We start from the raw sequence: 24,314 nt of genomic DNA, 5'->3' as shown, positions 1-24,314 counted from the left end.
TGCCCTCAAGGAGACAGATCATGCTTCCCACCTTGTTCGTAAGCCACGGCGCACCGACGCTGCTGTTGTCGGACGCGCCGGCAAAGGGTTTCATGGCCGGTGTGCCGGCCGGGTTGCCCGAGCGGCCGCGGGCCATCGTGATGGTTTCGGCCCACTGGGAAACGCAAAGTCCCATGGTCACCGGGCCAGGCGCGCTTGAGACGATCCACGATTTCGGCGGCTTTCCCCGCGCGCTCTACGAAATGCGCTACCCGGCACGTGGCGATGCCAACTTGACCGAGCGGGTCGTCGAAGTGCTTGCTGACGCTGGTTTTCCTGCCGGGATCGATCCACGCCGGGGTCTGGATCACGGCGCCTGGGTGCCACTGATGCTGATGTATCCCGAAGCCGACGTGCCCGTGGTCCAGGTGTCGGTGCAATACGGACAGGGTGTCGAGCACCATCTCGCTTTGGGCCGCGCTTTGGCACCCTTGCGCGAAGAAGGCGTGCTCATCGTGGGCTCGGGCTCGTTCACCCACGATCTGTCCAGCTTCGGCGCGCATCGCGGGTTCGAGGACTATGCCGAACCCGAATGGGTAACTTCGTTTGCGGACTGGTTCGACGCGGCTTTGGCGTCATCGCGGATAGACGATCTTGTCGCCTATCGTGACCTTGCCCCCAATGCGCGCCGAAATCATCCGACCGAGGAACACCTCCTGCCGCTGTTTGTCGCGCTCGGCGCAGCCGGTGAGGGGCCCCATTCCAGGCGGCTCCATGCCAGCACCACCCACGCGGTGCTGCGCATGGACGCCTATGCTTTCGGAGGAATCGAATGAACACGATCACCCAAGACTTTGCCGGCTTGTTGCGTCTGCCCACAGGTCGCGCCGAGGCACTGGTTGTGATCCTCCACGGCGTCGGCAGCAGCGCCGCAGCCATGCAGCCACTCGTGGAGGCGATCGCAAAGGCCATGCCCGATGTGGCGGTCGCCGCACCCGATGGCACCGATCGCTTCGACATGGGCCCTTCTGGGCGGCAATGGTTCAGCGTGCGCGGGGTCACCGAGGCCAATCGCGGCGGGCGGGTGGATGCGAGCATTCCTGCGATCACCGCGATGGTCGACAGCATCCGCGCGCCGCTTGGTCTTCCTGCCGATCGCGTCGCACTTGTCGGGTTCAGCCAGGGTGCGATCATCGCCTTGCAGATCGCCGCAACGCGTGAGCCGCCTGCGGCAGTGGTTGCATTTGCCGGGCGTCTTGCAACGCAGATCACCTCCGACGCAGCGCGCAAATCCCCGGTTCTGTTGAGTCACGGAGCACAGGACGCGGTCATACCGCTGGCCGAAGCTCGCCAAGCGTTGCAGGCGTTCGCGGCCGCCGGATACCCCGTAGAACTGCGGGTCAGGCCAGATCAGGGGCACAGCATCGATGCCGCACAGATCGAGGACATGGTCACATTCCTGATGGCAAACCTAGACACATCTCAGGTCGCGCGGCCATGAGGCGCTTGCATCCATCCAACTGGCATCCGCGCGCCGTGCAAGTCATTCTGGTGTGGCTCGCGGCTTGGCCGACGCTCTCGCTGATACTGTCGGTCATCTCGCCTTTTACCTCGAACTGGTCGGTTCCCGCCCGCGCGCTTGCGAGCGCGACGGCTATGGCACCGACCATGAACTTCGTAAGCGTCCCATTGCTCAAAGCGATCCTGCGAAGGGTTCGCAGCGGCCTCACGCGAACGAGGGGCGACAAAATGTCCGTGAAGAGCGGACGTTTGACGCCCTTCACGCTTCCACGGAAACAGTGCAAGCCGCAGCACGAGAAATCAACCCGGCGCTGCGCCCTAGCGTTGTGACAAGCACGCCATAGGGGCCGCGCGGACAGGAGAATGACGATGAAGTCACTTCATTTCGGACTCGCCGCCATGGCATCTGCAATTGCGCTAGCCCAGGCCCCGGTGCGCGCCCAGGCGCCGGTCGTGTTCGGGCCCGCCGCCAATGCCGCTGCAGAAGCCATTGTCGCAAAGGGTATTTCCGGACTGACTGTCTCTTATGCATCGGTCGGCGGGCCCACCGTCCGCGCGGATGTCGGGGCCATCTCGTCCGATACGCAATATCCGATCGCTTCTGCATCGAAGTGGCTGACGGCAGCCGTTGTCATGTCGCTGGTCGATGAAGGCAAAGTCTCGCTCGACAAGCCTATCAGCACCTGGCTGCCGCAGATCAAGGGAGATGCCGGAAAGCTCACGCTCCGCCAGCTCCTGTCGCAGACTTCGGGCATCGCCGGCGGGCTCGGCGATCTCTATGAGCTCAAGCAGGATCACCGGGTGACGCTGGCGCAGTCGGCGGCCGAAGTGCTGGCGCGCCCACCGATTGCCAGACCGGGCACCGACTTCCGTTATGGCGCGCCGGGGTTCCAGGTCGCAGGAGCTGTCGTCGAAGCGGTAACCGGCCAGCGCTGGGAGGAAGCCTTCCAGTCGCGCATCGGCCGTCCGTTGGGCATGAAGGACACCTACTGGACGTTCATGAAGTTCGGGGCTGCTCCGCCGCCGCCGGCCGAAACGAACAATCCGACGTTGCAGGGCGGCGCGGTCAGCACCGCTGACGATTACATGCGCTTCCTCAGGATGCTCGCCCAGAAGGGAAGCTATGATGGCCGTCAGGTGCTCTCGTCCGCTGCCGTGGCCGAAATGCTGAGCGACCAGACTGCCAATGCGACGATGCACCCGACCGGCGCTGCCTTGCTGGTCAATGCCCACTACAGCCTTGGCAACTGGTGCGAAGCCTGGGACGCTGCGCACAATTGCACGCGCAATTCGAGCATCGGGGCGTTCGGCGCTTACCCATGGCTCGACAGCGCCACAGGCCGCTACGGCTTCCTGTTTCTGTTCAAGCCCAAGGACGCCTTTGCCGTCTGGCCGGAAATGATGGCGCTGCAGGCGGCCTTGACCGACGGCAAGTAGAACGATGGGCACCGCGCCTCAGCGCAGGCTCGGTGCCATCAACTGCATTATTTCCGCGCTGGGCACACTGCGAATGATTCTGCCGGTCACGCGCCAGCCATTGCTGTCCTTGGCCAGCTCCCACCGATTGGCCGTCAAACGCCATACCGCAAGACCAGCGGTCTCGCCGTAGCCGTCAAGTGCCAAGCGCTGGCCCTGTTCGACAGGTACGACGATCTGGAGATAGCCGGTGGCGACGGCGCGATCGCCTTCGATCCGCACGAGCGGAAGTCCGGCGAAATGGACCATTCCCGCCTGAATCGCCTTGGCATGTTGTTGGCCACCGATGATCGCGACGATCGCTTCGCGGCCGATGATGGGGTCGGCGGCGTCGTTCCGGTCCATCACGCAATCGTCGTGGTAAGCGTGGTTCTCAAACGCCTGGTCGGTCGTGTCCGAACTGTACGCGAGCCCTGCCATGAGGTTGAGGATTTCGAGCCGGTCTTCAAGTTGCGTCAGGCGCGCGTCGAGTGCGGACAACTCGGCAATCGCCGGATCGGTCACGATTGAGCCCCGGCACCATCTGCAACGGCGCGGATAAGCCGTTCTGCCGCTGCAGGATTGTCCTTCATGAAATCGTGCCCGCTGTCGAGCTCGTGGACGTCCCAGCCACCTTCGTCGTTCACGCGCTGGTGCACGGCGCGGTAAGGGCCGTCATGCCATGCGCTACACCATGCAAAGACGCGATCACGGACGCCGTAATCAGTGCTGGTCAACGACAGCGGTTGCAGGAAGCATGCAAGCGGATGGGCCCGCGCGCGAGGATCGACACCAGGCGGAGGTCGGGTCACGATTCCGTCGGGAGAATTGGCGATGAAAGCCTCGCGCTGCTGCGTATTCCACAAGGACCACACCGAGTCCCCGTCGTGTGGCACGATTGCGTCGAGGAACAAAAGGGTGCGGATGCGGCCGTGAAGGCGATCCGCCGCACCGGCAATTACAAGGCCCGCATAGCTGTGCCCGCACAGCACCACATCATCCAGCTTCTCGTCCTCAATCAGCGCGACGACATCGGCGATGTGCGTCTCGAGATTGATCGCTGGCACTTTCGGCGTGGTTGTGCCCCCAAGTCCCGATAACGTTATGGTGTGCACGCTATGCCCGGCGGACCGAAGCCCGCCGAGCATTGGTGTGAAGTACCAGCCACCGTGAAATCCGCCAGGTACGAGAACTACGTTTGCCATGTCTTGCGGATCATCTCGGGTGATGCCGGTTGCGCGGTTGGTCAGTAGCGGTACGTTCCCGTCACGCCAATCGTGCGCGGGCGAATGGTGGTGGCGGTGAACAGATCGTCGAACGGACCGAGCGATCCACGCGTCCGGCTAATGATCGGTGCACTATCCAGCAGGTTGGTGGCAAAGGCTGAGATGTCGAGACCTTTGACACGGAAGCCCGCGCGGATGTTGAGCTGTTCGAACGAGTCGGAACGGCGCGCCTTCGGATCTGCACCAAAGAGCGTGTAGTCGATTTCGGGACCGCTACTGACGTGCTGGAAGTCGGTGTGGAAATAGACACTGCGATCGTCGCCCACCGGCTGCTCATAATCGCCCGAGACAGTCGCGGTAAGCGGCGGACCGCCGACCCGATCACCCTTGCGGGCGAAGTATGTTGGCGCACCGCCTGCACCGGGCGTTCCCTGGAAGTCCTGCGTCAGATGGGCATCCGAGTAACCCACGCTGGTACCGAGGCGGAAGTTGGAATTCACCTGGAAATCGACTGCCAGATCAAATCCGACGCTCCGAGCCGCACCGACGTTGACGATGAACGAGCCTTTGCACGCGGCGATGCTTACCAACTGCTGGATGTTCTTCCAGCGAATGTCGAACGCGCTGGCCGATACATTGAGGCGGCCATCGAGCATTTTCGACTTTGCACCGACCTCGTAAGACCACAGACTGTCCGACTTGTAAGAACCCGGGGTGGACTTCAGGCCGATCTGCGCAAGCGTTGCGTCGCAGAACGAGAGCTGCGGGCCGTTGATCCCGCCGATGCGGTAACCCTTGCCGGCGGTGGCATAGAGCAGCGTGTTGCTGCTCGCCTGATAAGAGATGCCGAACTTGGGCGTGACCGGCGTTTCCGAGGTCCTGGCGGAATAGCTGGCATTAGCGCCCGCGATTGGTCCGATAGCCTCGCGGAAAGCGGACACGTCGACCTTGGCAATGCGAATACCGGCGGTCAGCTTCAGGCCATCCAGGATCTCGTAGTCGGCTTGGCCGAACCCGGCCTTTTGCACGTCGGTTGCGCCCAGCGTCTGCTCCAGAGCATGGTCGCCCGGCAGCAGCGGAAGCGGCGGCACGCCAAATGTCGCAAGAAGCGCATTGAGATTGGGGTCATTGTTGAGCTGGTAACTCGTCTGCTTCGAGTGACCGTAGAAGCTGCCGATCACCCAGTTCAGACGGCCGCCGGGGTGCGACTGGATACGGACTTCCTGCGACCAGTTCTTCTGATGGTCCTCAAGGTTCGCGGATTCCAGGCTGCCCTGTGGGAAGATGTAGGGGAACCCGAACAGCACGCTCGAGATGAAGTGGGTGTAGTCCTGGTACAGGTCGGCGCGACGATTGAAGTACGAAGTGGACGAGATGATGTCGAACGAGGGCCCGTTGTACTTCAGGTCGAGGCTGGAGAGGACAAACCTGTCGTGCGACGGCGAGGGGAACAGGCGCGTCGCATTGAAATCGCTTTTGCCGGGGTTGGAAACCGTCGTGTAGAACGAGTTGTTATCGTCGCGTTCTTCGTTCTGGTAGGTCGTCGAAATCGTGGCCGAGAAGTTTTCGCTTGCCTTCCAGGTCAGGGCGCCGCGCAACGCGTAGCTTGAATGCGTGTTGGCATTCTTGGCCGTGATCTGGTTGGTGAACTCGTTGATTTCGTTAATATAGCCGCCTTCCTGACGATACCAGGCGCTGACTCTGAACGCGAGACGGTCTTCAACCAGCGGTCCTCCGAAGGCGTTGCCAAGCTCATACGTCGGCGCGCCGCCGCGCGTGAACGCAAGTTCGCCGCGCGCATAGCCCGAAAAGCTGTCGAGACCGGGACGCGGCGTGATGAAGCGGATGGCGCCGCCTTCGGCGCCGGCGCCAAACAGCGTGCCCTGCGGTCCACGCAGAACTTCCACACGTTCAAGGTCGAAAAGCTGCGGATAGACGTTGTTCGCGCTGCCAAGCGGGCGCGACTGGATCGGCGTATCATCGATGTAGATGCCGGTCGTCGGCGAGCCGACCACCGAGCTGATCCCACGAATTGAGATGACCGTATTGGTACCCGCGACGCCGCCGCCATTGGCGGAAGGCGTAAGAGCGATGCCGGGTGTGACGCGCGTGATATCGTTGATGTTGCGCAGGCCCTGCTTGTCCATCTGCAGAGGCGTGATTGCCACAACGCTCATCGGGACCTTGCTTAGCGATGTCGCCTGACGCGTTGCCGTCACCAGGATTTCGCCGGTTGTGGTGACTTGGCCATCGGCTGAGCCCGTGTCTGCCTGCTCTGCAGGCTGCGAAGCCTGGGCAAGGCATGGGGTCGCTGCTGACGCCAGCAGGCATGCCATCACGCCAAAAGCGCCCTTTCCTGCTCCCGCCTGACGCGGAGCACGGACCGATGCAAGCTCGGTGAACGCAGAAGTGTGGCGCAGGAGCCCGTGAATTTTGCTCATATCTGAAATCCTCTCCATGTTTGCCGGAAAGCTTATGTTTTCGTTTCGCACCGGTGCGTTCCGCGGAAGCCATTTGATGCACCTGTTTCACAAGCGGATCAACTTGGTCATCTGTGAAACAGACTTGCTCCTGCCGTTGCATAATGTCAAAACATTTCTTTATGCAGGAACGGCCTTTGGAGCGTGGCTTTACTGCAAACGATTGCCGCGCGGTGATGAGGTGAGATCGAGATGAGCCACGGCTATACTGGTGCGAAGTTTGTTGCGCTGCCTAACAGTGAACACACTTGGTAAGCACTCTTGGTCATTATTTCGGATATCAATCTGCTCAACTACATCGGCCCGCATATCTATTTTGTTTATACTTGAACCGATGTAGCGCGAATTCGTGCTGACTGACGGTCAGGTGAGGCTGCTGACGGGGTCGCGTTCTCCCTTTTCTACGCGATGCTCGGAGTACCCATCGGTCGTATCGCAGATCGTGCCATGAATGCGTGGCTTATGCCGATCGCGTGTTCCTCTGGAGCCTGATGACGATCGCATCGGGCCTTCCAGGCACATTCGCCGCGCTGATTGTGGCAAGGATGCTGGTGGGAGTAGGTTAGGCGGGCTGTTACCCCGCAAGCTTCTCGATCATTGCCGAGAATTACGCCGAGCGAAATCGCGACGGCGTTCAGCATTTTCCAGACTGGCGGATTGTCGGGCGTTGCGCTCGGGATGATGCAAGCCGGATTTGCAGCACAAACATTCGGGTGGGGCGTTGCAATGAAGATCGTGGTAGCGATCGGCATTCCGGTTGCTCTTGGCGCGCGCGTGATCGTGCGTCGCATTCCCGAGGCACCGCGTGCCATTGCAGCCATTCCCGATGTTCAGCGACATTCAGCACTTGCTGGCGCAAAAGCTGTTCCGCAAGATCGTACTCGGCATCTCGCTGGCGGCGTTCGGCTCCGGCAGCGCGCTGCTCGTTGTGGCGCTCGTGCGTGCCCCGACGCGAGAATAGCCAGGGGTTGGAACAGACGCTGCATCAACGCGCGCCATAAACAATATATTTTTCTGTGATCTAGTTGGTAGCGGAGGAGGGACTCGAACCCCCGACACGCGGATTATGATTCCGCTGCTCTAACCAGCTGAGCTACTCCGCCCCTTGATGCAGATTGGTTATGTCTGCAAGACAGGGCGCGCTCCTAACCGGAGGCGGGGGAGTGGTCAACCGGGTTCGCGGGATTTTTTGCGACAAGTCTGGCTCACGAACTTTTAATGCGTGCTGGCGGTGACAGGCGCGCGCCAAGCGGCTAAGCGCGCGGGCATCATGGGGGCACTACGGAACTTCCTGGCGGCGCGGCGCGGCATGGCCTTTGCGGTCATCGTGCTTGCGCTTGCCATCAAGGCGCTGGTGCCGGCGGGCTTCATGATCGAGACCGGCAACCGGGTGCTCACCGTCGCCATCTGTGCCGACGCCAGCGGCGATCATGCCGTTTCGCGCGAAATCGTCATTCCGGCAAAGCAGGTTGAGCGCGGATCGTCGAAATCCAAATCCGGTGAAAGTTGCTCGTTCGCAGGGCATTGTGCTGCGGGGGTTTCGGGCGCTGATCCGGTGCTGCTGGCGCTGGCACTCGCGTTCATCGCCCTGCTGGGTTTCCTGCCTGTAACGCTGCCCTTGATTACGCCAGGGCGGCGAATTCGCCCTCCGTTGCGCGCACCGCCCGTCTTCTCCTGACAGCACAGCCTGCCGCTATCAAGCGGCCTTGTTGAGCAGCCCGCGCGAGCGACCGGCGCGGGCCGGAAGACGGATACGACCTACATGAAGATTTCCCTGACTGCGCTGGCCACTGCGCTTGTCGTCACCACGCCAGCACTTGCCGAGGAAGAGACCGCCGAAACCCCCGCAATATCGATCCTTGTGGTCGGGCAGCGCGATGCGCCGATCGAGATCGAGCCTCGCGGCCTCTCTGTCAGTCTTGGGCAGGAGCAGTTCGCCGCGATCAACGCGTTCAACACCGAAGACCTGATGAAGTATGCGCCCGACTTCTTCGTGCGCAAACGCTACCCGGGCGACAGCAATGGTGTTCCGGGCTTTCGCGGAACCCATTCGACCCAGAGCGCGAGGACGCTGGTCATGGTCGACGGGTTCGTCGTTTCCAACTTCCTCGGCAACAGCTTCGGGTTCGCGCCCAAGTGGGGCGTGGTAGGGCCGGGTGAGGTCGAACAGTTCGATATCGTCTACGGTCCCTATAGCGCGCGTTATGTCGGCAACTCGATGGGCGGGATCGTCAACATTTCCACGCGTGAACCCGAGGCTACTGAAGCGTTTGCGACCGTGCAGGGCTTCGCTCAGCCCTATGACGAGTTCTCGACGCATGACAGCTACTGGGGCGGTTCGGCTGAAGCGGGGTTCGGCCTGAAGCAGCAGGATGGGCCATGGTCGGCGCGACTGACCGGCCGCTTCTTTCGCAACACCGGTCAGCCGATGACGTTCCTTGGCCTGTCGCCCGTAAACGGCACCGGTGGTACGGCGGTCTCCGGCGCTATCGTCGATCCTGAACATGTCCGGGCCGCCGCCGCCGGCACCGGCATACCCGCTGCGCCAGGCACCGCCTCCAACCCCTATTTCGCCGCGCAATCTCCCGCGAGGATCACGCAGGAACAGGCCAAGCTCAAGATCGGCTATGACGATGGGGCACTGAGCGGGCAATTGCTCTTTGCCTATTGGCATAACGAGGACAGCCAGACGGCGCCTGACTGCTACTTGCGAGATGCGGGCGGCAACGTGGTCTGCGAGGGTCGGGTCATCATCGGATCGCAGGCCTACACGGCATCAGGCGTGACATTCTCGAAAACGCTTCGGGACGAATTGCTGGCCGGGCTGAAGCTTGCAGCACCGCTGGGCGAAGACACGACCGCGCGGCTGGGTGTCTCGACCTACCAGATCCTGCGCTCTGACGGTTTCACGTCAAACGGCTATGCTACCGGAAAGACCAACGGCGCAGGAACGCTTGCGGGGCAGGGACCTACCGGCTGGTGGACCGGTGACCTGACGCTCGAGAACAAGACCGACAGACGTGAACTGGCCTTGGGTTTCACCGCAAATGCCTACCGCACCGATCAGACGCGCTACAACCTTGGCAACTGGCAGAGCGCAGCGGGCAAGACCTTCGCGACCCGCACTTTGGGACGCACCCGCCAGATATCTGCCTGGGCCGAGGCCCGCCTGCTGTTCGATGCTCTGACCGTTACTGGCGGGGTGCGCTATGACAACTGGCGCGCCTATCGCGGGGGTCTGGCCCGGATTGGCACGGGGGTGCTTGCCGGCCAGACAATCTCCAACGTCTACGTTGCGCGTACCAAGGATTCGGTTGATCCCAGCCTGTCGCTTGAATACCGCCTTGCGGATGGCACTTCAGTGCAAGTGAGCCTTGCCACGGCGACGCGCTATCCGACGGTCGGCGAACTGTTTCAGGGCAGCCTCAATGGCGACGGCACCTTCAACGTCAACAGCTTCGATCCCAACCTCCGTCCGGAACGAAGCCGGGATGCCAATCTGCTGGTGGGCCATGATTTCGGGCGCATCAAGCTGACCGGATCGGCCTTTTACCAGCGCGTGCGTGACACGATCTTCGCCTTCACCGGCTTCAATCAGAACGGCGTGACCACCGGCAGCTTCAAGAACATCGCCCTGACCCGGCAATACGGTTTCGAGCTGATCGGCGAGATGCGCGACTGGCCGATAGATGGCGTGGACATGGATATCAATGGCGCGTGGATTGATTCAAGGACGTTGCGCAACCCGTCCAATCCGCTTGCAGAAGGCGTGCAATTTCCGCGCATTCCGCGCTGGCGGATCAACGGCAATCTTCGCTACGCCCTGTCCGACACGGTCGTCGCCTCGCTCGGCATGCGCTATGCGAGCCGGCCCAACACCGACCTGTTCGGCCTGCAGCGCGGCGATACCTTCGGCTTCACCTCCGAATTGTTCGCACTGGATGCGCGGGTGAACTGGAACGTAACCCAGGCGCTGCGCGTGTCGGCCGGTGTCGACAATCTCACCAACGACAGGGCCTGGGTGTTTCACCCCTATCCGCAACGCACGTTCATTATCGAAGCCGGGTGGCGGCTGTGAGCGGCGCGTCGCTCTATCGCGCGATCTGGCGCTGGCATTTCTATGCCGGGCTGTTCGTGATGCCGATGGTCGTCCTGCTGTCGGTCACCGGCGCGATCTACTTGTTCAAGCCCGAGGTCGAGGCATGGGAGGAGCGGTTCTATGCCGACTATCCGATGTATCACGCCGTCTCGCCTGACGATCAGGTCGCTGCCGCACTGAAGGCATTTTCCGGTTCGAGCTTCCATTCCTACCGCTTGCCCCGGGCCGAAGGCGATGCGGCCATGGTACACATCGGATTGCGTGACGGCACGATGCGTGACGTATTCATGTCTCCGCAAGGCGACGTCATGGGATCGCTCGATCCACAGTGGCGGATCATGGCCGTCGTCCACGACATCCATGGGCAGTTGCTGCTCGGTCCGCGCGGTAGCTGGATCGTTGAGCTGGCAGCAAGTTGGGCCATCGTGATGATCGCAAGCGGACTGTACTTGTGGTGGCCAAGGGGCAGGGGAGGCGCAGGCGTGGTATGGCCGCGTCTGCATCTGGGCGCCCGCGCGGCCTGGCGCGACATGCATGCCGTGACCGGCTTCTGGGTTTCCGGTCTCGCTCTGGTCCTGCTGGTAACCGGCCTGCCCTGGGCCGATGTCTGGGGTAGCGCGTTCAAGGTCGGGCGTGCCGAAATGGGCTGGCAGAAGGGCGCACAGGACTGGACGATCGGCGGGCGCGCCCCGGATGCGGGCGAACACGCAGAGCATGATCATGGCGCGATGATGGCCGGAGCTGCGCATTCGTCACACGCGGTGCCCGGCCACGAAGGCCACGGACCTGCGGGCCCATTCCTGACGGAGATCGTGGCAAAGGCGCGGGGCGAACACCTCGCATTTCCAGTCGTGGTGACGCCGCCCGGCGCGCCCGGACGGTTCGGCACCAAGGCAGCGCCAGGCTGGGCTGTCCGGTCCGAAGCGCCAAACCGGCCCTTGCGCGTCTCGATCGTCTACGATGCCCGGACGGGGCGCGAAATCTCTCGCGAGACCTTTGCCGACAAGCACCCGATTGACCGGGTCGTCGGCTATGGGGTGGCCTGGCACGAAGGCCAGCTGTTCGGGCTGTTCAATCAACTCGTCGGGGTCGCTACCGCGTTGATGCTGGTCACGATGAGCGTCACCGGCTTCGTGATGTGGCGCAGGCGCAGACCGTCCGGAACGCTTGGCGCACCGCCACCGGCGCAGGGGAGGAAGGTCGGCCGGGGGGTATGGGGGGGGCTGATCGTCCTTGCGGCGTTGCTGCCGATGCTGGCGATCTCGCTTGTCGGGATGTTCCTGATCGAAAACCTGATCCTGCGGCGGACGCCGCGCCTGAACCACTGGCTCGGGTTGCAAGCTTGAGGCGAGAGGCGCGTTGCCATCGCGCGCCTCCCTGTCTCAGGCGTTGTCTCAGGCGTTGTCTCAGGCGGTAAGCCGGTATCCGAACCCGCGCACATTCTCCACGACAGGCGGCCCGAGTGCGTGGAGTTTGCGGCGCAGGCGGCTGAGGTAGACCTCGACGATATTGGTCAAGGGATCGTCCTCGATGCCCCAGACCGCGCGCAGGATTTCCGCACGCGAGATGACCTTGCCGGGCGATTCCATCAGCAGGCGCAGCACGCCCATTTCCTTGACTGTAAGCTGCACCGGGGTGCCGCCCCGGGTAAGGGCCATCGTGCGGGGATCGAAATGCAGATCACCCACCGAGACGCTGCCGTCGGACTGGATCGAACTGCCGGCAGGTCGCTCGATCCGGCGCTTGACCGCATCCATGCGGGCAAGCAGTTCCTCGAAAGCGAACGGCTTGGGCAGATAGTCATCCGCGCCGCCCTTGAGACCGCGAATACGGTCCGCGACGTCGTCACGCGCGGTGACCATGATGATCGGCGTGGGCAGGCCCACTTCACGCAAGCGCGCGCAGACGTCGAAACCGCTCATGTCCGGCAGCGTCACGTCGAGCAGGATGAAGTCAAACCCAACGGTTGTCGCAAGCTCCAGGCCGGTTGCGCCGTCTGTGGCCATCGTGACCTTGAAACCCTCCTGGGTAAGGCCGCGATGAAGTGCGCCTGCGAGTTCCACTTCGTCTTCAATGATCAGTATCTTCATGCGCAGTTCTCGTCATGCGTCACAGCGACCGGCATCAGCGGAAGGCTGATCGACACCGTTGTTCCCTCCTGCAAGCGGCTTTCGAGGCTGATGGTTCCTCCCAGCGCTTCGGTAATCGAGCGCGCGATCGAAAGGCCCAAGCCTTGTCCGTTGCCAACTTTACGGCTGCCACGCCGGAACCGTTGGAAAAGGTGGGGTATTTCATCGGGAGAGATGCCGTCTCCCTTGTCGGAAATTGCGATGAGCGCCTGCCCTTCGTCTTCCCGGATTGCGATCTCGACTTGGGGGGCGTGATCGGAATAGCAGACGGCATTGTCGACCACGATGCGGATGACCTGATCCAGACGGGTCCTGTCACCCTCGATCATCAGCCGTGACGGTGCCTCGACAAGTTTGATGCTTCCGTCGTCTGCCTCGATCACGCGATGGAAATCGTCGATGCATCCGCGCACCGCTTCGACAACGTCCACAGGTTCGATGCTCACGTGCAGCATGGGCTCTTCGGCGCGCGCCACGCGAAGCATGTCCTCGATCATCTCTCCCATCAGAGCGGCCAGCCTCACCACACGATCGAGGCCTGAACGCAGATCGATGATCTCAGCGTCGCTCTTGCGAAGCGTGATCTCGGCCTCGCTGCGCATGATCGAAAGCGGCGTGCGCAATTCGTGGCTGGCATCGGCAAGGAACTGCTGGCGCAGGCGGTTTGCGCGTTCGAGCGAGCGGTTGGTGGCGGCAAGCTCCATGGTGCGGCGGGATACCGCGCGTTCGAGTTCCTCGTTGGTCTGCTGCATCGTGCGCGCCGCATCTTCGACGCGCGCTGCCATCGTATTGAAGCTGCCGGCAATCGTGCGAAATTCAGTGGTGCCGATCTCGGGCACGCGTTCCTCATAGCGCCCGTCGGCCATGGCTTGGGTGCCCTGCCACAAATTTCCCAGTGGGCGGATGATCTGGCGCTGTCCCCACACGATCGCCAGCAATCCGCAGATGCTCATGATCGTCAGAGTGAAGGTCAGCGTGTCGGTGACGCTGGCGAATGTCTCGATCGAATCCCGCTGAAATTCGCGGGATTCGCGTTCCTCGTTCTTGATCGCCTCGAACGTGAGATCTTCCCAGACCGTATCGGGTTGTCCACCAAGCGTTTTTTCAAGGCTGGCACCGATCTTCTGCAGGTTTTCCCGCTGCCGCAGTTCCTGTTCGATCCGTTCGGCCCGCTTGGTACGCTGCAGCGAGGCTTCGCTGATCAGGCGGATTTCGGCATTGATATAGCGCTCGGTATTGGTCACGTGCGAACGCACGCCGTCGATATAGAGCTGGAAGTCACGTTCGAACGCCTTCGGATCGGCAGACCGCTCCTGCTGGAGGGTATAGCCCAGCACGGCCAGACGCTGGTAGGCGCTCAGGCTTTGCGACGAGGCTTCCGCGCGCGCGTATTGCGCACGCACGATCTTGATGGCGTGACTGGCGATCACGCCGGGCACCGCCACCATGAACAGGACGAAGACGAGCGCCATCCACAGCTTGAGCCGCAATGCGTTCACGCGTGCAAACCCCGAGACAAGGTTGCCCTCGCGCTCACCCGTTCGGTCCTGCCGCCGCATGACGCTGTGCTGCGCGTAGTTTCCGGCATTGATGCGATAATCCCCCGCCCGACCATGACCGCCGATCCCTTGCGACGTCGAGGCAGGCATTCTTCTACGTTACATTGTCGTGCCGTTGCCCAGCGATCAACGAACCGGCGGATTAATTTTGGATGAATTGCCACGTGCCAGATGGGCAAGGCACAGGCCAGCAACTCTGCGGATGACAGCCCTCTTGCGGGCTGGCATGGCCTGGTCATGCGTACGACCTATCACGATGCCACGGTCCGTCTCTATTATCTGGGCGATGGACCGGATGGCGGTTCAGCCGAAACCTTGTGCTACGCCCCTTTGGCACAGGCGCTGGCCATGGCGGCCGCACAGCCTGAAGAAGTCCAGGCGGGTCTGTTCATCGCGACTGACAACGACGTTGTGGCCTACCTCGATCTTATCGACTGACGATCAGGCAGCTTCGCCTGCTGCCCGGCCACTCGCCCAGGCCCACTGGAAGTTGTAGCCGCCAAGCCACCCCGTCACGTCGACAGCCTCGCCAATCGCATAGAGACCCGGGACCTTGATCGCTTCCATCGTCTTCTGTGAAAGGGCACGTGTGGAAATTCCACCAGCAGTAACCTCGGCCTTGGCATAGCCCTCGGTGCCGTTCGGCGTAAACGCCCAGCGCGCCAGCCGGTCCTGAACGGTGCGCAAGGCCGCATCCCGGCAATTGCCAAGTTCCCCCTCCATGCCGAGCCGGTCGGCGAGCGTTTCGGCAAGGCGCTCGGGCAAGCGGCGCGCAAGGGTCGATCGCAAGGTTGCGCGAGGGCGGGAGCGCTTCTCCTCCAGCAGCCATTCGCCATCCGCATCGGGCAGGAAATCCACATGGATCGGCGTGCGATGCTGCCAGTAGGACGAGACCTGCAGCATGGCGGGGCCCGACATCCCGCGATGGGTGAACAGCGCTGCTTCGCGGAACGCCGTCTTTCCGGCGCTTGCGACTACGTCCAGCGAAACGCCGGAAAGCGAGCGGAACAGCGCCTCGTCTTCGCCGAGCGTGAACGGCACCAGCGCGGGGCGCGTCTGCACCACAGGCAGTCCGAACCGGCGCGCGATGTCGAGCGCGAAACCTGTCGCGCCCATCTTGGGGATCGAGAGCCCGCCGGTGGCAAGAATCAGCGAGGGTGCTTCACGAATGAGTCCGTCCAATGTGATCCGAAACAGCCCGTCGGAATGATCCAGTGCCGAGACCCCCTGACCGAAAGCGAACATGACGCCGCCGTCTCGGCATTCCTGGACCAGCATCTCGACGATGGCCTTGGCCGAACCATCGCAGAACAACTGGCCGAGGGTTTTCTCGTGCCAGGCGATGCCGTGTCGCCCGACCAGATCGATGAAATCGGCAGGCGTGTATCGGGCAAGCGCAGAGCGCGCGAAATGCGGATTTTCCGAAATGTAGCGGTCGGCCGCCGTGTGGATGTTGGTAAAGTTGCAGCGCCCCCCGCCCGAGATCAGGATCTTTTTGCCGGGTGCATCGGCATGATCGACAAGCAACACGCGCCGCCCGCGCTGTCCGGCGGTAAGCGCGGCCATCATCCCTGCCGCGCCCGCGCCGAGCACGATTACATCGAAAGCCTGCTTGTTCACTTGAGGATTTGCGCAGCCAGCGCCTCAGCCACCTTGATCCCGTCGACGGCTGCCGAAAGAATGCCGCCAGCATAGCCCGCGCCTTCACCTGCCGGGTACAGGCCTTGCGTGTTGAGACTCTGGCAATCGGCGCCGCGTGTGATCTTGACCGGGGAGGAGGTCCGCGTCTCGACGCCGGTCATTACCACGTCGGGATGATCGTAGCCGGGGACCATGCGGCCGAAAACCGGCAGTGCTTCGCGGATGGATTCAATCACGTAGTCCGGCAGGCATGTCTTGAGTTCGGTCAGGTGCACGCCGGGCTTGTAGCTCGGGATCACGCTGCCGAACTCGGTCGAAGGCCGATCGGCCAGAAAATCTCCGAGCTTCTGCCCGGGCGCCATGTAGTTGCGCCCGCCGGCCTCAAACGCGAGGCTTTCCCAGTGGCGCTGGAAAGCCATGCCCGCCATCGGTCCGCCGGGATAGTCGCGGCTCGGGTCGATATCGACCACCAGTCCCGAGTTCGCATTGAACTCGGCGCGCGAGTACTGGCTCATGCCGTTCGTCACGACGCGGCCCTCTTCGCTCGTGGCGGCGACCACGCGTCCGCCCGGGCACATGCAAAAGGAATAGACAGTACGTCCGTTGCTGCACTTGTGCGAAATGGAATAGGCCGCAGGGCCAAGGATCTTGTTCCCTGCACTCGGACCATAGCGTGCGGTATCGATCCAGCTTTGCGAATGCTCGATCCGCACGCCGATGGCAAAAGGCTTGGCCTCGATGTGCACGCCCCGATCATAAAGGACCTGGAACGTGTCGCGCGCAGAATGACCCACGGCCATGATGACATGGCGTGCGGGCAGAAACGAACCGTCCGACAGGTGCAGACCCACCATTCGGCGCATGCCATCAGTGCCGGTCTCGATCTCGAAGTTCTCGACGCGCGTCTGGAATCGGTACTCGCCGCCCAGCTTCTCGATGGTCTCGCGCATCGACATCACCATCGTCACCAGACGGAAGGTGCCGATGTGGGGATGGGCTTCGGTCAGGATATCGTCGGGTGCCCCGGCTTTGACGAACTCGACCAGTACCTTGCGTCCAAGATGGCGCGGGTCCTTGATGCGGCTGTAGAGCTTGCCGTCCGAGAAGGTGCCTGCGCCGCCTTCGCCGAACTGGACGTTCGATTCAGGCGTCAGCACCGACCTGCGCCACAGGCCCCAGGTGTCCTTGGTGCGCTCGCGCACAGCCTTGCCGCGTTCGATGATGATCGGCTTCAGGCCCATCTGGGCGAGGATCAGGGCGGCCAGTAGTCCGCATGGTCCCGCGCCGATGACCACCGGCCGTTCGCCCTCCCATCCGGCAGGCGCCATCACGGGAAACTTGTAGGACGTATCCGGCGTCGGCCTGACATTCTGGTCGGCTTCGAAGCGCGCCAAAACCTCGGCCTCGTTGCGGATCACGCAATCGACCACATAGGTCAGCAGGATTGCGTGCTTCTTGCGAGCGTCGTTGCCGCGACGGAAAATCTGGAAGCGCTCGAGGTCACTCGCCTCGATGCCAAGGCGCGCGCAGATCGCCACCGGAAGGTCTTCGGCGGCGTGATCCAGCGGCAGTTTCAGTTCATTGATGCGAAGCATGGCGCCGCCCTAGCGAAAACGCGCGGGCGGCGCCACTCGTGCGTTAGGCCGTGAATGGACCGGAAAACGCGATCTCGCTCACCGGCTTGCGGTCGCTCACCACTTCGCGTTCGCGCAGACCCTCGGGAAGCTGAGCAGCATCGCCCTGCTTGCCGATGACGAACGCCATTTCCACGCGGAAACCTTCGGGCAGGTTCAGAACTTGCGCGGCCTTTTCGAAGTCCACACCGGTCATGCCATGGGTATGATAGCCCATCGCGAATGCCTGAAGTGCGGCGCTGGCCCAGGCGGCTCCGGTGTCGAAGCTGTGGCTGTGGTTCGGGTTGTTGCCCTTGTCCGAGCGCATGAATTCGTCGGACACCGCGAAGACCAGCACGCCTGCATCCTTGGCCCATGACTGGTTGAACGGCACCAGAGCCGACAGGAACACATCGAAGTTCGCATCGCCCTTGTGCGCGTAGGCAAAACGCCAGGGCTGGTAGTTGTAGGCGCTCGCGGCGAGTCCTGCGGCCTCGAAGATCACGTCGAGATCGGCCTGCGGCACGGCCGAGCCGTCAAAAGCGCGCGGGCTCCACCGCTCGACGATCAGCGGCACGATCTGGGGGGAAGCGGTACGGGTCATCGGGATACTCCAGTTGTGAAATGATGTTGGGTCAGGCGGCATCGACGAGGACGAGTTCGGCATCTTCGATGGCGGTAACGACGATTTCGTTCGCGCCCGTGATTGCCACGCCATCGCGAGCGTTAGCTTCGATGTCGGCAATGCGGATGCGGCCGGTCGCAGGAACCAGATAGGCGTGGCGCTCGGGCGTCAGCACATAGCGGATGGTCTCGCCGGCCTTGACCGTCGCGCCCAGAACCCTGGCATTGGCATTGATCGTCAACACGTCCTGATCCCCCGTGATCCCGGAAGCCAAAGGCACGAAACGCCCCTCGCGGCTGTCCTTGGGGAAGGGGCGCGCACCCCAGCTTGGCGCGTGGCCACGGCGATCGGGAATGATCCAGATCTGGAACAGGCGGGTTTCCTCGTCCTCCACGTTGTATTCCGAGTGCTGGATCCCGGTCCCGGCCGACATGACCTGAACGTCGCCCGCCTCGGTGCGGCCCTGGTTGCCCAGACTGTCCTTGTGCGTGATCGCGCCCTTGGTCACGTAGGTGATGATTTCCATGTCGCGGTGCGGATGTGGCGGGAAGCCGGTACGCGCAGCGATCCTGTCATCGTTCCACACGCGCAGCGCGCCCCAGTTGACCCGCTCGGGATCGTGGTATTCTGCGAACGAGAAATGGTGATGGGCATCGAGCCAGCCGTGGTTAGCAGCGCCGAGCGTCGCGAAGGGGCGCAACTCGATATGGGCCGTGGTGGCGGTGGTCTGGGTCATGGGATTTCTCCGGTTCGGGACAATGTCGCCCTGTTGGAGCGTAGATAGGGTTTGCTTTGCTATCGGAATATCCCGATAAATTGGTTCAGAATGTTCTAGAGAGTTGAAAGCTAATCGCATGAACATCGGCCAGCCAACTCTCGACCAGCTTCGCCTGTTCCTCGCGGTTGTCGATGAGGGCAGCTTCAACGGGGCTGCGCGCAAGCTCTCGCGCGCGATCTCTGTGGTAAGCTACGGAATTACCATGCTGGAGGCGCAGCTGGGTGTGTCATTGTTCGATCGGGAGGGATCGAGGAAGCCAGTTCTTACCGAGGCAGGAAAGGCGGTCCTGGCGCAGGCGCGTGCAGTTGCCGACGATGTTGACGCGCTCATGGCGGGAGTTCTCGGCTTCAACCAGGGGCTCGAGGCCGAACTCGGCCTTGCGGTGGACGTCATGTTTCCCACCAGCCTGATCGCCGCCGTCCTGCGCGAATTCCAGCAGCAGTTCCCCACGGTGCGGCTGCGACTGCACGTCGAGGCACTGGGCGCGATTGCCGCACTCGTCATCGATCGTGAGGCCGATCTCGGCATTGGAGGTCCCGAACTTCTACCGCAGACCGAGCTCCAACGCATAGCCATAGGCGAAGTCGAAATGGTCCCCGTTGCGGCACCGGGCCATCCGCTTGCGCGCATGGCCGTGATCCCTCCCGGCGAAGTCCGCAAGCACCGCCAGCTTGTGCTGACCGATCGTTCGCGGCTTACCGAAGGCAAGGACTTTTCGGTCTATTCGGCCAATACATGGCGTCTGGGTGATCTCGGTGCGCGCCATGCGCTCATGCGCGAGGGCATCGGCTGGGGCAATATGCCGCTCCATGTCGTAAGCGGCGATCTGGCGTCGGGCCGCCTTGTCCGGCTCGCCGTCCCCGAGGCTCCTGGTGTCAGCTACCGGTTCCATGCACTTTGGCGGCGCGATTGCCCGATCGGACCAGCCCGTGCGTGGCTGCTTGATGCCTTGAAGGCAAGACTCGCAGATTGTCCGGATGCGCAAGCGCCCCGCCAGACGGGCTGACGAGGCGCAAGCTTGGGTTATCGGGCTATTGTCAGGTGCCGCGGCTCTTGCGCTTGAACGCGGCGTTGTCATTGGCCTTGATCTGCGCGATCGAAAGACCGGGTGTCGAAGGAAATCCGCCTTTCGGCCCTTGTGCTTGGCTCGATGCAGCAGGGGCCGCGGCCGGAGCGGGATAGATCACCTTGTTGTCGTCGGCGCGTGTGCCAGCCAATGCTCCCTGCGAGCCGAAGCTGACCATCGCCACGGCTGCCGCCGCGGCCAGATACTTCCTTGCAATCATGAATGCCCCCCGAAGTGCAGTTATCGCCGCGGGAGAAAGCACCAGAAGCTTTCGCGCCCCGCACAGGGGTTTTTGCGTGTCCGCAGTTTAACGAATCGTAAGATTTGTAATTAAGTCGAACTTAACCATAAGAGTTATATCCATAATGACTTAATTCCGGACGAGCTGGTGCCTCCTTCGGCCGGCGCGAACGGGGAGTGAGCGGTCTACTTCGTTGCGAAGAGGAGGCGGCCTTCGCCCAGTCGGTCAAGCACGCTGCCGATGTCGCCGCTCGAAAACGCAAAGCAGCCCTGGCTGCGGCCGATGCGGCCTTGCGTGCGCGCCATGTCGGGATCGACATAGGACGCGGCATGAATGACGATGCCGCGTTCCAGCGCGGCGCTGTTCGCGTCTTCAAGGCCGATCAGGCGACGCGAGCGCCCGTGCTTCCCGTAGTAGGCGGCGCCGGTAAGGAAGGCGCCCGGGCTTGAGGCGTTGGACCCCATTTCGTTGGAAAAGCGCTGTACCCAACCGCTGTTGGCCGGGTCGGAGCCGCTGCCGTGGGCAACGAGATGCGAGGAAATGACCTTGCCGCCTTCAATGTCGATCAGGTGGAAACGCGCCTCGCGCGAAGCCTGCGCAAAATCGACGAGGCCGACGAGGTCGCGGTTGCGGATATTGCGGCCATGCGCATCGAGCGCAGCCAAGGCGCGCTGCACCATCAGCGGCGGCGTCGGCTTGGCGAACGGCGTCGGTTCGATCGGCTTTGGAGGTGTCACCGCCAGCGCAGGCTGGCCGGATACGGCCATGCTACCCACAGTTGCGGCAAGGGCGCCCAGAAATCGGCGCCGATCAGGAACCATTATGCGAGACCCCGGTTTTTGTTCATTGGCCGGGAAATTGTATGCAAGGCACTGCTTACGCAAGTGCTGGCGTTTCGTCATTGCGACGAGTCGTGCATGACCCGCCGCATCCCGAGCCTCCGTGCCGGATCAGGTGTCCTTTTTGAGTCTCAACGCTTTCGGGCTGCGGAAGTTTGACGACGATACCCATTCGAGCCGATCGTCGATGCGGGCAAACTCCGGAACGACCCTCAGCAGTTCCTCATAGGCAATCTGGGTCGCCACCCTGCCGATCGCCGATCCCAGACACGCGTGGACGCCGCCGCCAAATCCAAGGTGACGCTTGGCCTTTCGCGTGATGTCGTAGACATCGGGATTGGCGAACATGCGCTCGTCGCGATTGGCCGCTCCATAAGCCAGGATAACGGCGTCTCCGGCCTTCATAACTTGCCCATGAAGTTCGACGTCACGCGTGAGCGTCCGCTTGAATCGCTGGGCCGACGTATTGAACCGCAGCGATTCCTCGATCGCATCGGGGATGAGCGAGGGATCGGCCACAAGCGCCCGTCGTGCCCCAGGGTGATCGGCAAGGTTGAGGCCGAACATTGCCATGAAGCCTGACAGGCTCTCGATTCCGGCCATGATCAGCGTCGTGACAGTGAGTTGCACTTCCTTGTCGAGCAGCTTCTCGCCGTCGATTTCGGCCGTGATGAAGTTGGAAAGGAGGTCCTCGCCTGGAGCGCGCTTGCGATCGGCGACGAGCCTTTCGGCATAGTCTGCCATCCAGTGGAAGGCCGCGAGATGCTCTGTCGCTTTCTGGCGCGTGACGGGATCGGTCTGCACCATCAGTACGGCATTCGCGCGCACCTCGTCCGCACCTTCTTCTGGAAGGGCGAACAGGTAGAATAACAGGTCGACCGTCAGGCGCGAGGTATAGTCTCCGACGAGGTCGAAAACCGGCTTGTCGGCCAGAGCGGCGAGATGGCGTCGTGCCGAGGCCCGGGCCGGCTCGATGATGTGCTCCAGCGCCCGCTTCGTCACGGCTGACTGGATCAGCGCCCGCAGTCTGTCATGGCGCGGCGGATCGCTCGACCCGAGCGTTGAGCCTGCACGGCCGGGAAATTCGTCTACCAGATTACCTTTGGCGGACGAATAGGTGCGCCAGTCCTGCAAGGCGGCAAGCACGTCATCGTAGCGCGAAAGCACCCACTTGCCGGCCTCTTCCGACCAGAAGCAGGGGTATTGGTCCCGCAAGGTCCTGTATGCCGGAAAGGGATCGGCGTCGGTTTCCGGGGAATAAGGGTCGAAGCGGAACGCTGTCCGTTCGATGACATTTTCTGCCATTTCGTTTCCTCTCGCTCAGTCGCCCGATCATCGGCTGAAGTGGCGGCTGGTGGCCATGCGAGAGACAGGCGAATGCTTGCACATTTCACGCATGGCGTGCACGATCGCCTCATGAACGGAGCGTCGCTAAGGCACTATGCCCTCTACGGTGAGGCCGGCGTTTCGCTGCCTCCCGAGTTCATCCATCTTGAGCGGATTCGCGATCGATCCATTCTGCATGATTGGACAATCGACCCGCACGTGCATCCGCACATGATTCAGTTGCTCCTGCTTGAAGGCGGTGAATGCCGCCACGCTGAAGGATCTGCGTCCAGGACGCTGCGCGCACCCGCCCTGATCCTCGTTCCGCCGTCGTGCGCCCATGCATTTCGCTTCGCCAATGGGGCGCAGGGCTGGGTTCTGTCTCTCGCCGCTGATCTCGTCAGCGATCCCCGGCTGGCCCATCTGCTTTCCGGCTTGGGCAAGTTGCAGGGGCAATCTCTGGCTGTAGATCTGCCCGGTTCATCTTCATTCGTCTCGCGCCTCGCCTGGCTCTTGCAGGATCTCGACGAGCAATTGACGCAGGGGGAACTGGTCGGCGATGCGCTGCTGGCGCAAGTCGGGTTGATCCTTGCATCGGCGCTTTGCGTCTCGGCCGACGCCGACCAGCAAACGGTCCACGATCCGCGAGAAAGGCTCGTCGCGCGCCTGCGCAACCTGATCGAAGCGCACTTCCGCGACCGCTGGAGCGTTGCGGCCTACGCGGCCGCCTTGGCCACCACACCGTCGACGCTCACGCGCGCTACCAAGGCCTTGACCGGGCGGGGCCCTGCAGACCTTGTCCATGACCGGATCGTCCTCGAAGCCAAGCGCAAGCTGGCCTTTACCGGTGCCAGCGTGGCGCAGGTCGCCTACTCGTTGGGCTTCGTCGATCCGGCCTATTTCGCCCGCTTTTTCAAAACCCGCACAGGTTTCACGGCGAGCGAATTTCGCGAACGGCAGGCGTGGACGGAGCGGGAATTGCCGGATAGTCGGGAATCATGACGTCTGCCACGCCTCGCAAGCGCAAGATTGACAGCGAACGCCGCGCCGAAATCGGACGCGAACGGCGTGCCCGCACGCGTGCGCGAATTCTCGCCGAAACCTTCGAGATTTACGGGCGCGAAACCGGACTGCACTGTCGCGTCGAAGAAGTCTGCGAGGCTGCCGGCATCACGCGCCAGACATTCTACAATCATTTTTCCGGCATGGAGGAACTGCGCGAGGCACTGACCTACGAAGTCGGTCATCATTTCCTTGCGCGGGTCACCGCTGTTCTCAACACCCTGCCTGTGGGGGCAGAGCGCCTCGCCACCGCCATCCGCTATTATCTTGAAAGGGGCCGCAGCGACCCGCGCTGGGCCTGGTCGATCGTCAATCTCTCCGCAAGCGGGATCGTATTCGGTGCCGAAACCTACTCGCAGGCCAGGCAGACCGTCGCCGAGGGGGTGGAAGCAGGCATTTTCCAGCTGACCGACGATCGCATCGGGCGTGATCTCGTGCTGGGCGGAACCTTGTCCGCCTTGTTCACCCAGCTGCGTGATGAGACTTCCGCCGACTATCCCGCCGAGGTCGCCCGCGCAGTCCTGATTGGCCTTGGTTGTTCGGCCAAGCACGCCTTTCAGGTCGTCAACGCTCCGCTCCCCCCCTTGAGCTGACGCGTGGTGATCCGGCGCAAAAAGCTGGCGGACCGTCGCTTCGCCATTGTCTACTCTTATAGTTGAGTTATCTGGATTCGGC

General features: G+C 62.4%; 23 protein-coding genes and 1 tRNA gene. 11 read left to right on the top strand and 13 right to left on the bottom strand.

What is annotated here, in order from left to right; translation table 11 throughout:
• The first annotated feature begins 20 nt into the window (after positions 1-20).
• The 3 genes from AC2A04_RS02985 to AC2A04_RS02975 all read left to right on the top strand — a co-directional run bounded on the left by AC2A04_RS02985 (position 21) and on the right by AC2A04_RS02975 (position 2,937).
• Positions 21-815 (top strand): DODA-type extradiol aromatic ring-opening family dioxygenase, encoded by a 795-nt coding sequence (locus AC2A04_RS02985; protein WP_484210827.1) that lies wholly within the window; start codon positions 21-23, stop codon positions 813-815.
• Complete coding sequence (locus AC2A04_RS02980) at positions 812-1,480, top strand: alpha/beta hydrolase (RefSeq protein ID WP_484210826.1); 669 nt, start codon at positions 812-814, stop codon at positions 1,478-1,480. The genes AC2A04_RS02985 and AC2A04_RS02980 overlap by 4 nt, the downstream gene beginning before the upstream one ends.
• 389 nt (positions 1,481-1,869) lie before the next feature.
• On the top strand, positions 1,870-2,937 hold the full coding sequence (locus tag AC2A04_RS02975) for a serine hydrolase domain-containing protein (RefSeq protein WP_484210825.1): 1,068 nt from the start codon (positions 1,870-1,872) through the stop codon (positions 2,935-2,937).
• A gap of 18 nt (positions 2,938-2,955) precedes the next feature.
• Here AC2A04_RS02975 and AC2A04_RS02970 read toward each other — a convergent pair whose 3' ends face one another.
• From AC2A04_RS02970 to AC2A04_RS02960, 3 genes are read right to left on the bottom strand one after another with little or no spacing between them, the layout of a single operon-like run.
• Positions 2,956-3,480 carry a nuclear transport factor 2 family protein gene (locus tag AC2A04_RS02970; RefSeq protein ID WP_484210824.1) on the bottom strand — a complete coding sequence of 175 codons (525 nt, stop codon included), beginning with the start codon at positions 3,478-3,480 and terminating at the stop codon, positions 2,956-2,958.
• Positions 3,477-4,160, bottom strand: coding sequence for an alpha/beta fold hydrolase (locus tag AC2A04_RS02965; RefSeq protein ID WP_484210823.1), 684 nt, complete (start codon positions 4,158-4,160; stop codon positions 3,477-3,479). Before AC2A04_RS02965 ends, AC2A04_RS02970 begins: the two co-directional genes overlap by 4 nt.
• A 41-nt stretch (positions 4,161-4,201) precedes the next feature.
• Complete coding sequence (locus AC2A04_RS02960) at positions 4,202-6,622, bottom strand: TonB-dependent receptor (RefSeq protein WP_484210822.1); 2,421 nt, start codon at positions 6,620-6,622, stop codon at positions 4,202-4,204.
• 865 nt (positions 6,623-7,487) lie between these two features.
• On the opposite strand from AC2A04_RS02960, the gene AC2A04_RS02955 reads away from it, so the two are divergent.
• Entirely contained in the window at positions 7,488-7,622 is a 135-nt protein-coding gene (locus tag AC2A04_RS02955; protein WP_484210821.1) for a hypothetical protein, read from the top strand.
• Positions 7,623-7,687: 65 nt separating this feature from the next.
• Here AC2A04_RS02955 and AC2A04_RS02950 read toward each other — a convergent pair.
• Positions 7,688-7,764 (bottom strand) — tRNA-Met (locus AC2A04_RS02950).
• Between the two features lie 119 nt (positions 7,765-7,883).
• On the opposite strand from AC2A04_RS02950, the gene AC2A04_RS02945 reads away from it, so the two are divergent.
• The 3 genes from AC2A04_RS02945 (at position 7,884) to AC2A04_RS02935 (ending at position 12,106) form a co-directional block, all read left to right on the top strand.
• The gene (locus AC2A04_RS02945; RefSeq protein ID WP_484210820.1) at positions 7,884-8,339 is read left to right on the top strand and encodes a DUF2946 family protein; all 456 of its coding nucleotides are present in this window, start codon (positions 7,884-7,886) and stop codon (positions 8,337-8,339) included.
• Positions 8,340-8,423: 84 nt separating this feature from the next.
• A complete protein-coding gene (locus AC2A04_RS02940; RefSeq protein WP_484210819.1) occupies positions 8,424-10,739 on the top strand; it encodes a TonB-dependent receptor in 2,316 nt (771 codons plus the stop codon).
• Complete coding sequence (locus tag AC2A04_RS02935) at positions 10,736-12,106, top strand: PepSY-associated TM helix domain-containing protein (RefSeq protein WP_484210818.1); 1,371 nt, start codon at positions 10,736-10,738, stop codon at positions 12,104-12,106. The genes AC2A04_RS02940 and AC2A04_RS02935 overlap by 4 nt, the downstream gene beginning before the upstream one ends.
• A 60-nt stretch (positions 12,107-12,166) precedes the next feature.
• Here the strand turns inward: AC2A04_RS02935 and AC2A04_RS02930 are convergent, their stop codons facing one another.
• Both AC2A04_RS02930 and AC2A04_RS02925 read right to left on the bottom strand, forming a co-directional pair.
• The gene (locus AC2A04_RS02930; RefSeq protein WP_484210817.1) at positions 12,167-12,850 is read right to left on the bottom strand and encodes a response regulator transcription factor; all 684 of its coding nucleotides are present in this window, start codon (positions 12,848-12,850) and stop codon (positions 12,167-12,169) included.
• Positions 12,847-14,538 (bottom strand): sensor histidine kinase, encoded by a 1,692-nt coding sequence (locus AC2A04_RS02925; protein ID WP_484210816.1) that lies wholly within the window; start codon positions 14,536-14,538, stop codon positions 12,847-12,849. The genes AC2A04_RS02930 and AC2A04_RS02925 overlap by 4 nt, the downstream gene beginning before the upstream one ends.
• A 147-nt stretch (positions 14,539-14,685) precedes the next feature.
• Between AC2A04_RS02925 and AC2A04_RS02920 the strand changes: the two genes are divergently transcribed.
• The gene (locus AC2A04_RS02920; RefSeq protein ID WP_484211674.1) at positions 14,686-14,886 is read left to right on the top strand and encodes a hypothetical protein; all 201 of its coding nucleotides are present in this window, start codon (positions 14,686-14,688) and stop codon (positions 14,884-14,886) included.
• Between the two features lie 3 nt (positions 14,887-14,889).
• On the opposite strand, the gene AC2A04_RS02915 is transcribed toward AC2A04_RS02920, so the two are convergent.
• From AC2A04_RS02915 to AC2A04_RS02900, 4 genes are read right to left on the bottom strand one after another with little or no spacing between them, the layout of a single operon-like run.
• Positions 14,890-16,068 (bottom strand): BaiN/RdsA family NAD(P)/FAD-dependent oxidoreductase, encoded by a 1,179-nt coding sequence (locus AC2A04_RS02915; RefSeq protein ID WP_484210815.1) that lies wholly within the window; start codon positions 16,066-16,068, stop codon positions 14,890-14,892.
• Positions 16,065-17,684: an NAD(P)/FAD-dependent oxidoreductase gene (locus AC2A04_RS02910; RefSeq protein WP_484210814.1), complete on the bottom strand. Its 1,620-nt coding sequence runs from the start codon at positions 17,682-17,684 to the stop codon at positions 16,065-16,067. Before AC2A04_RS02910 ends, AC2A04_RS02915 begins: the two co-directional genes overlap by 4 nt.
• Positions 17,685-17,727: 43 nt before the next feature.
• Positions 17,728-18,306 carry a nitroreductase family protein gene (locus AC2A04_RS02905; RefSeq protein WP_484210813.1) on the bottom strand — a complete coding sequence of 193 codons (579 nt, stop codon included), beginning with the start codon at positions 18,304-18,306 and terminating at the stop codon, positions 17,728-17,730.
• Positions 18,307-18,337: 31 nt separating this feature from the next.
• Positions 18,338-19,063 carry a pirin family protein gene (locus AC2A04_RS02900; RefSeq protein WP_484210812.1) on the bottom strand — a complete coding sequence of 242 codons (726 nt, stop codon included), beginning with the start codon at positions 19,061-19,063 and terminating at the stop codon, positions 18,338-18,340.
• A 118-nt stretch (positions 19,064-19,181) separates the two neighbouring features.
• Here AC2A04_RS02900 and AC2A04_RS02895 point away from each other — a divergent pair, with 118 nt between their 5' ends.
• Positions 19,182-20,111 carry a LysR family transcriptional regulator gene (locus AC2A04_RS02895; protein ID WP_484210811.1) on the top strand — a complete coding sequence of 310 codons (930 nt, stop codon included), beginning with the start codon at positions 19,182-19,184 and terminating at the stop codon, positions 20,109-20,111.
• Positions 20,112-20,142: 31 nt separating this feature from the next.
• Here AC2A04_RS02895 and AC2A04_RS02890 read toward each other — a convergent pair whose 3' ends face one another.
• From AC2A04_RS02890 to AC2A04_RS02880, 3 genes are all read right to left on the bottom strand, one after another.
• Positions 20,143-20,391, bottom strand: coding sequence for a hypothetical protein (locus AC2A04_RS02890; protein ID WP_484210810.1), 249 nt, complete (start codon positions 20,389-20,391; stop codon positions 20,143-20,145).
• A 206-nt stretch (positions 20,392-20,597) separates the two neighbouring features.
• Positions 20,598-21,233: a murein L,D-transpeptidase catalytic domain family protein gene (locus AC2A04_RS02885; protein ID WP_484210809.1), complete on the bottom strand. Its 636-nt coding sequence runs from the start codon at positions 21,231-21,233 to the stop codon at positions 20,598-20,600.
• Between the two features lie 129 nt (positions 21,234-21,362).
• Positions 21,363-22,556: a cytochrome P450 gene (locus AC2A04_RS02880; protein ID WP_484210808.1), complete on the bottom strand. Its 1,194-nt coding sequence runs from the start codon at positions 22,554-22,556 to the stop codon at positions 21,363-21,365.
• 111 nt (positions 22,557-22,667) lie between these two features.
• Between AC2A04_RS02880 and AC2A04_RS02875 the strand changes: the two genes are divergently transcribed.
• Together AC2A04_RS02875 and AC2A04_RS02870 are read left to right on the top strand one after the other, a co-directional pair.
• A complete protein-coding gene (locus tag AC2A04_RS02875) occupies positions 22,668-23,579 on the top strand; it encodes a helix-turn-helix domain-containing protein (protein ID WP_484210807.1) in 912 nt (303 codons plus the stop codon).
• Positions 23,576-24,232 (top strand): TetR/AcrR family transcriptional regulator, encoded by a 657-nt coding sequence (locus AC2A04_RS02870; RefSeq protein WP_484210806.1) that lies wholly within the window; start codon positions 23,576-23,578, stop codon positions 24,230-24,232. The genes AC2A04_RS02875 and AC2A04_RS02870 overlap by 4 nt, the downstream gene beginning before the upstream one ends.
• The last annotated feature ends 82 nt before the right edge of the window (positions 24,233-24,314 follow it).

This window comes from Novosphingobium sp. HNCC26DJ243 (genome assembly GCF_057180545.1).
Note: the sequence above shows the minus strand (reverse complement) of the source record. Positions and strands in the feature narration are given on the sequence as shown.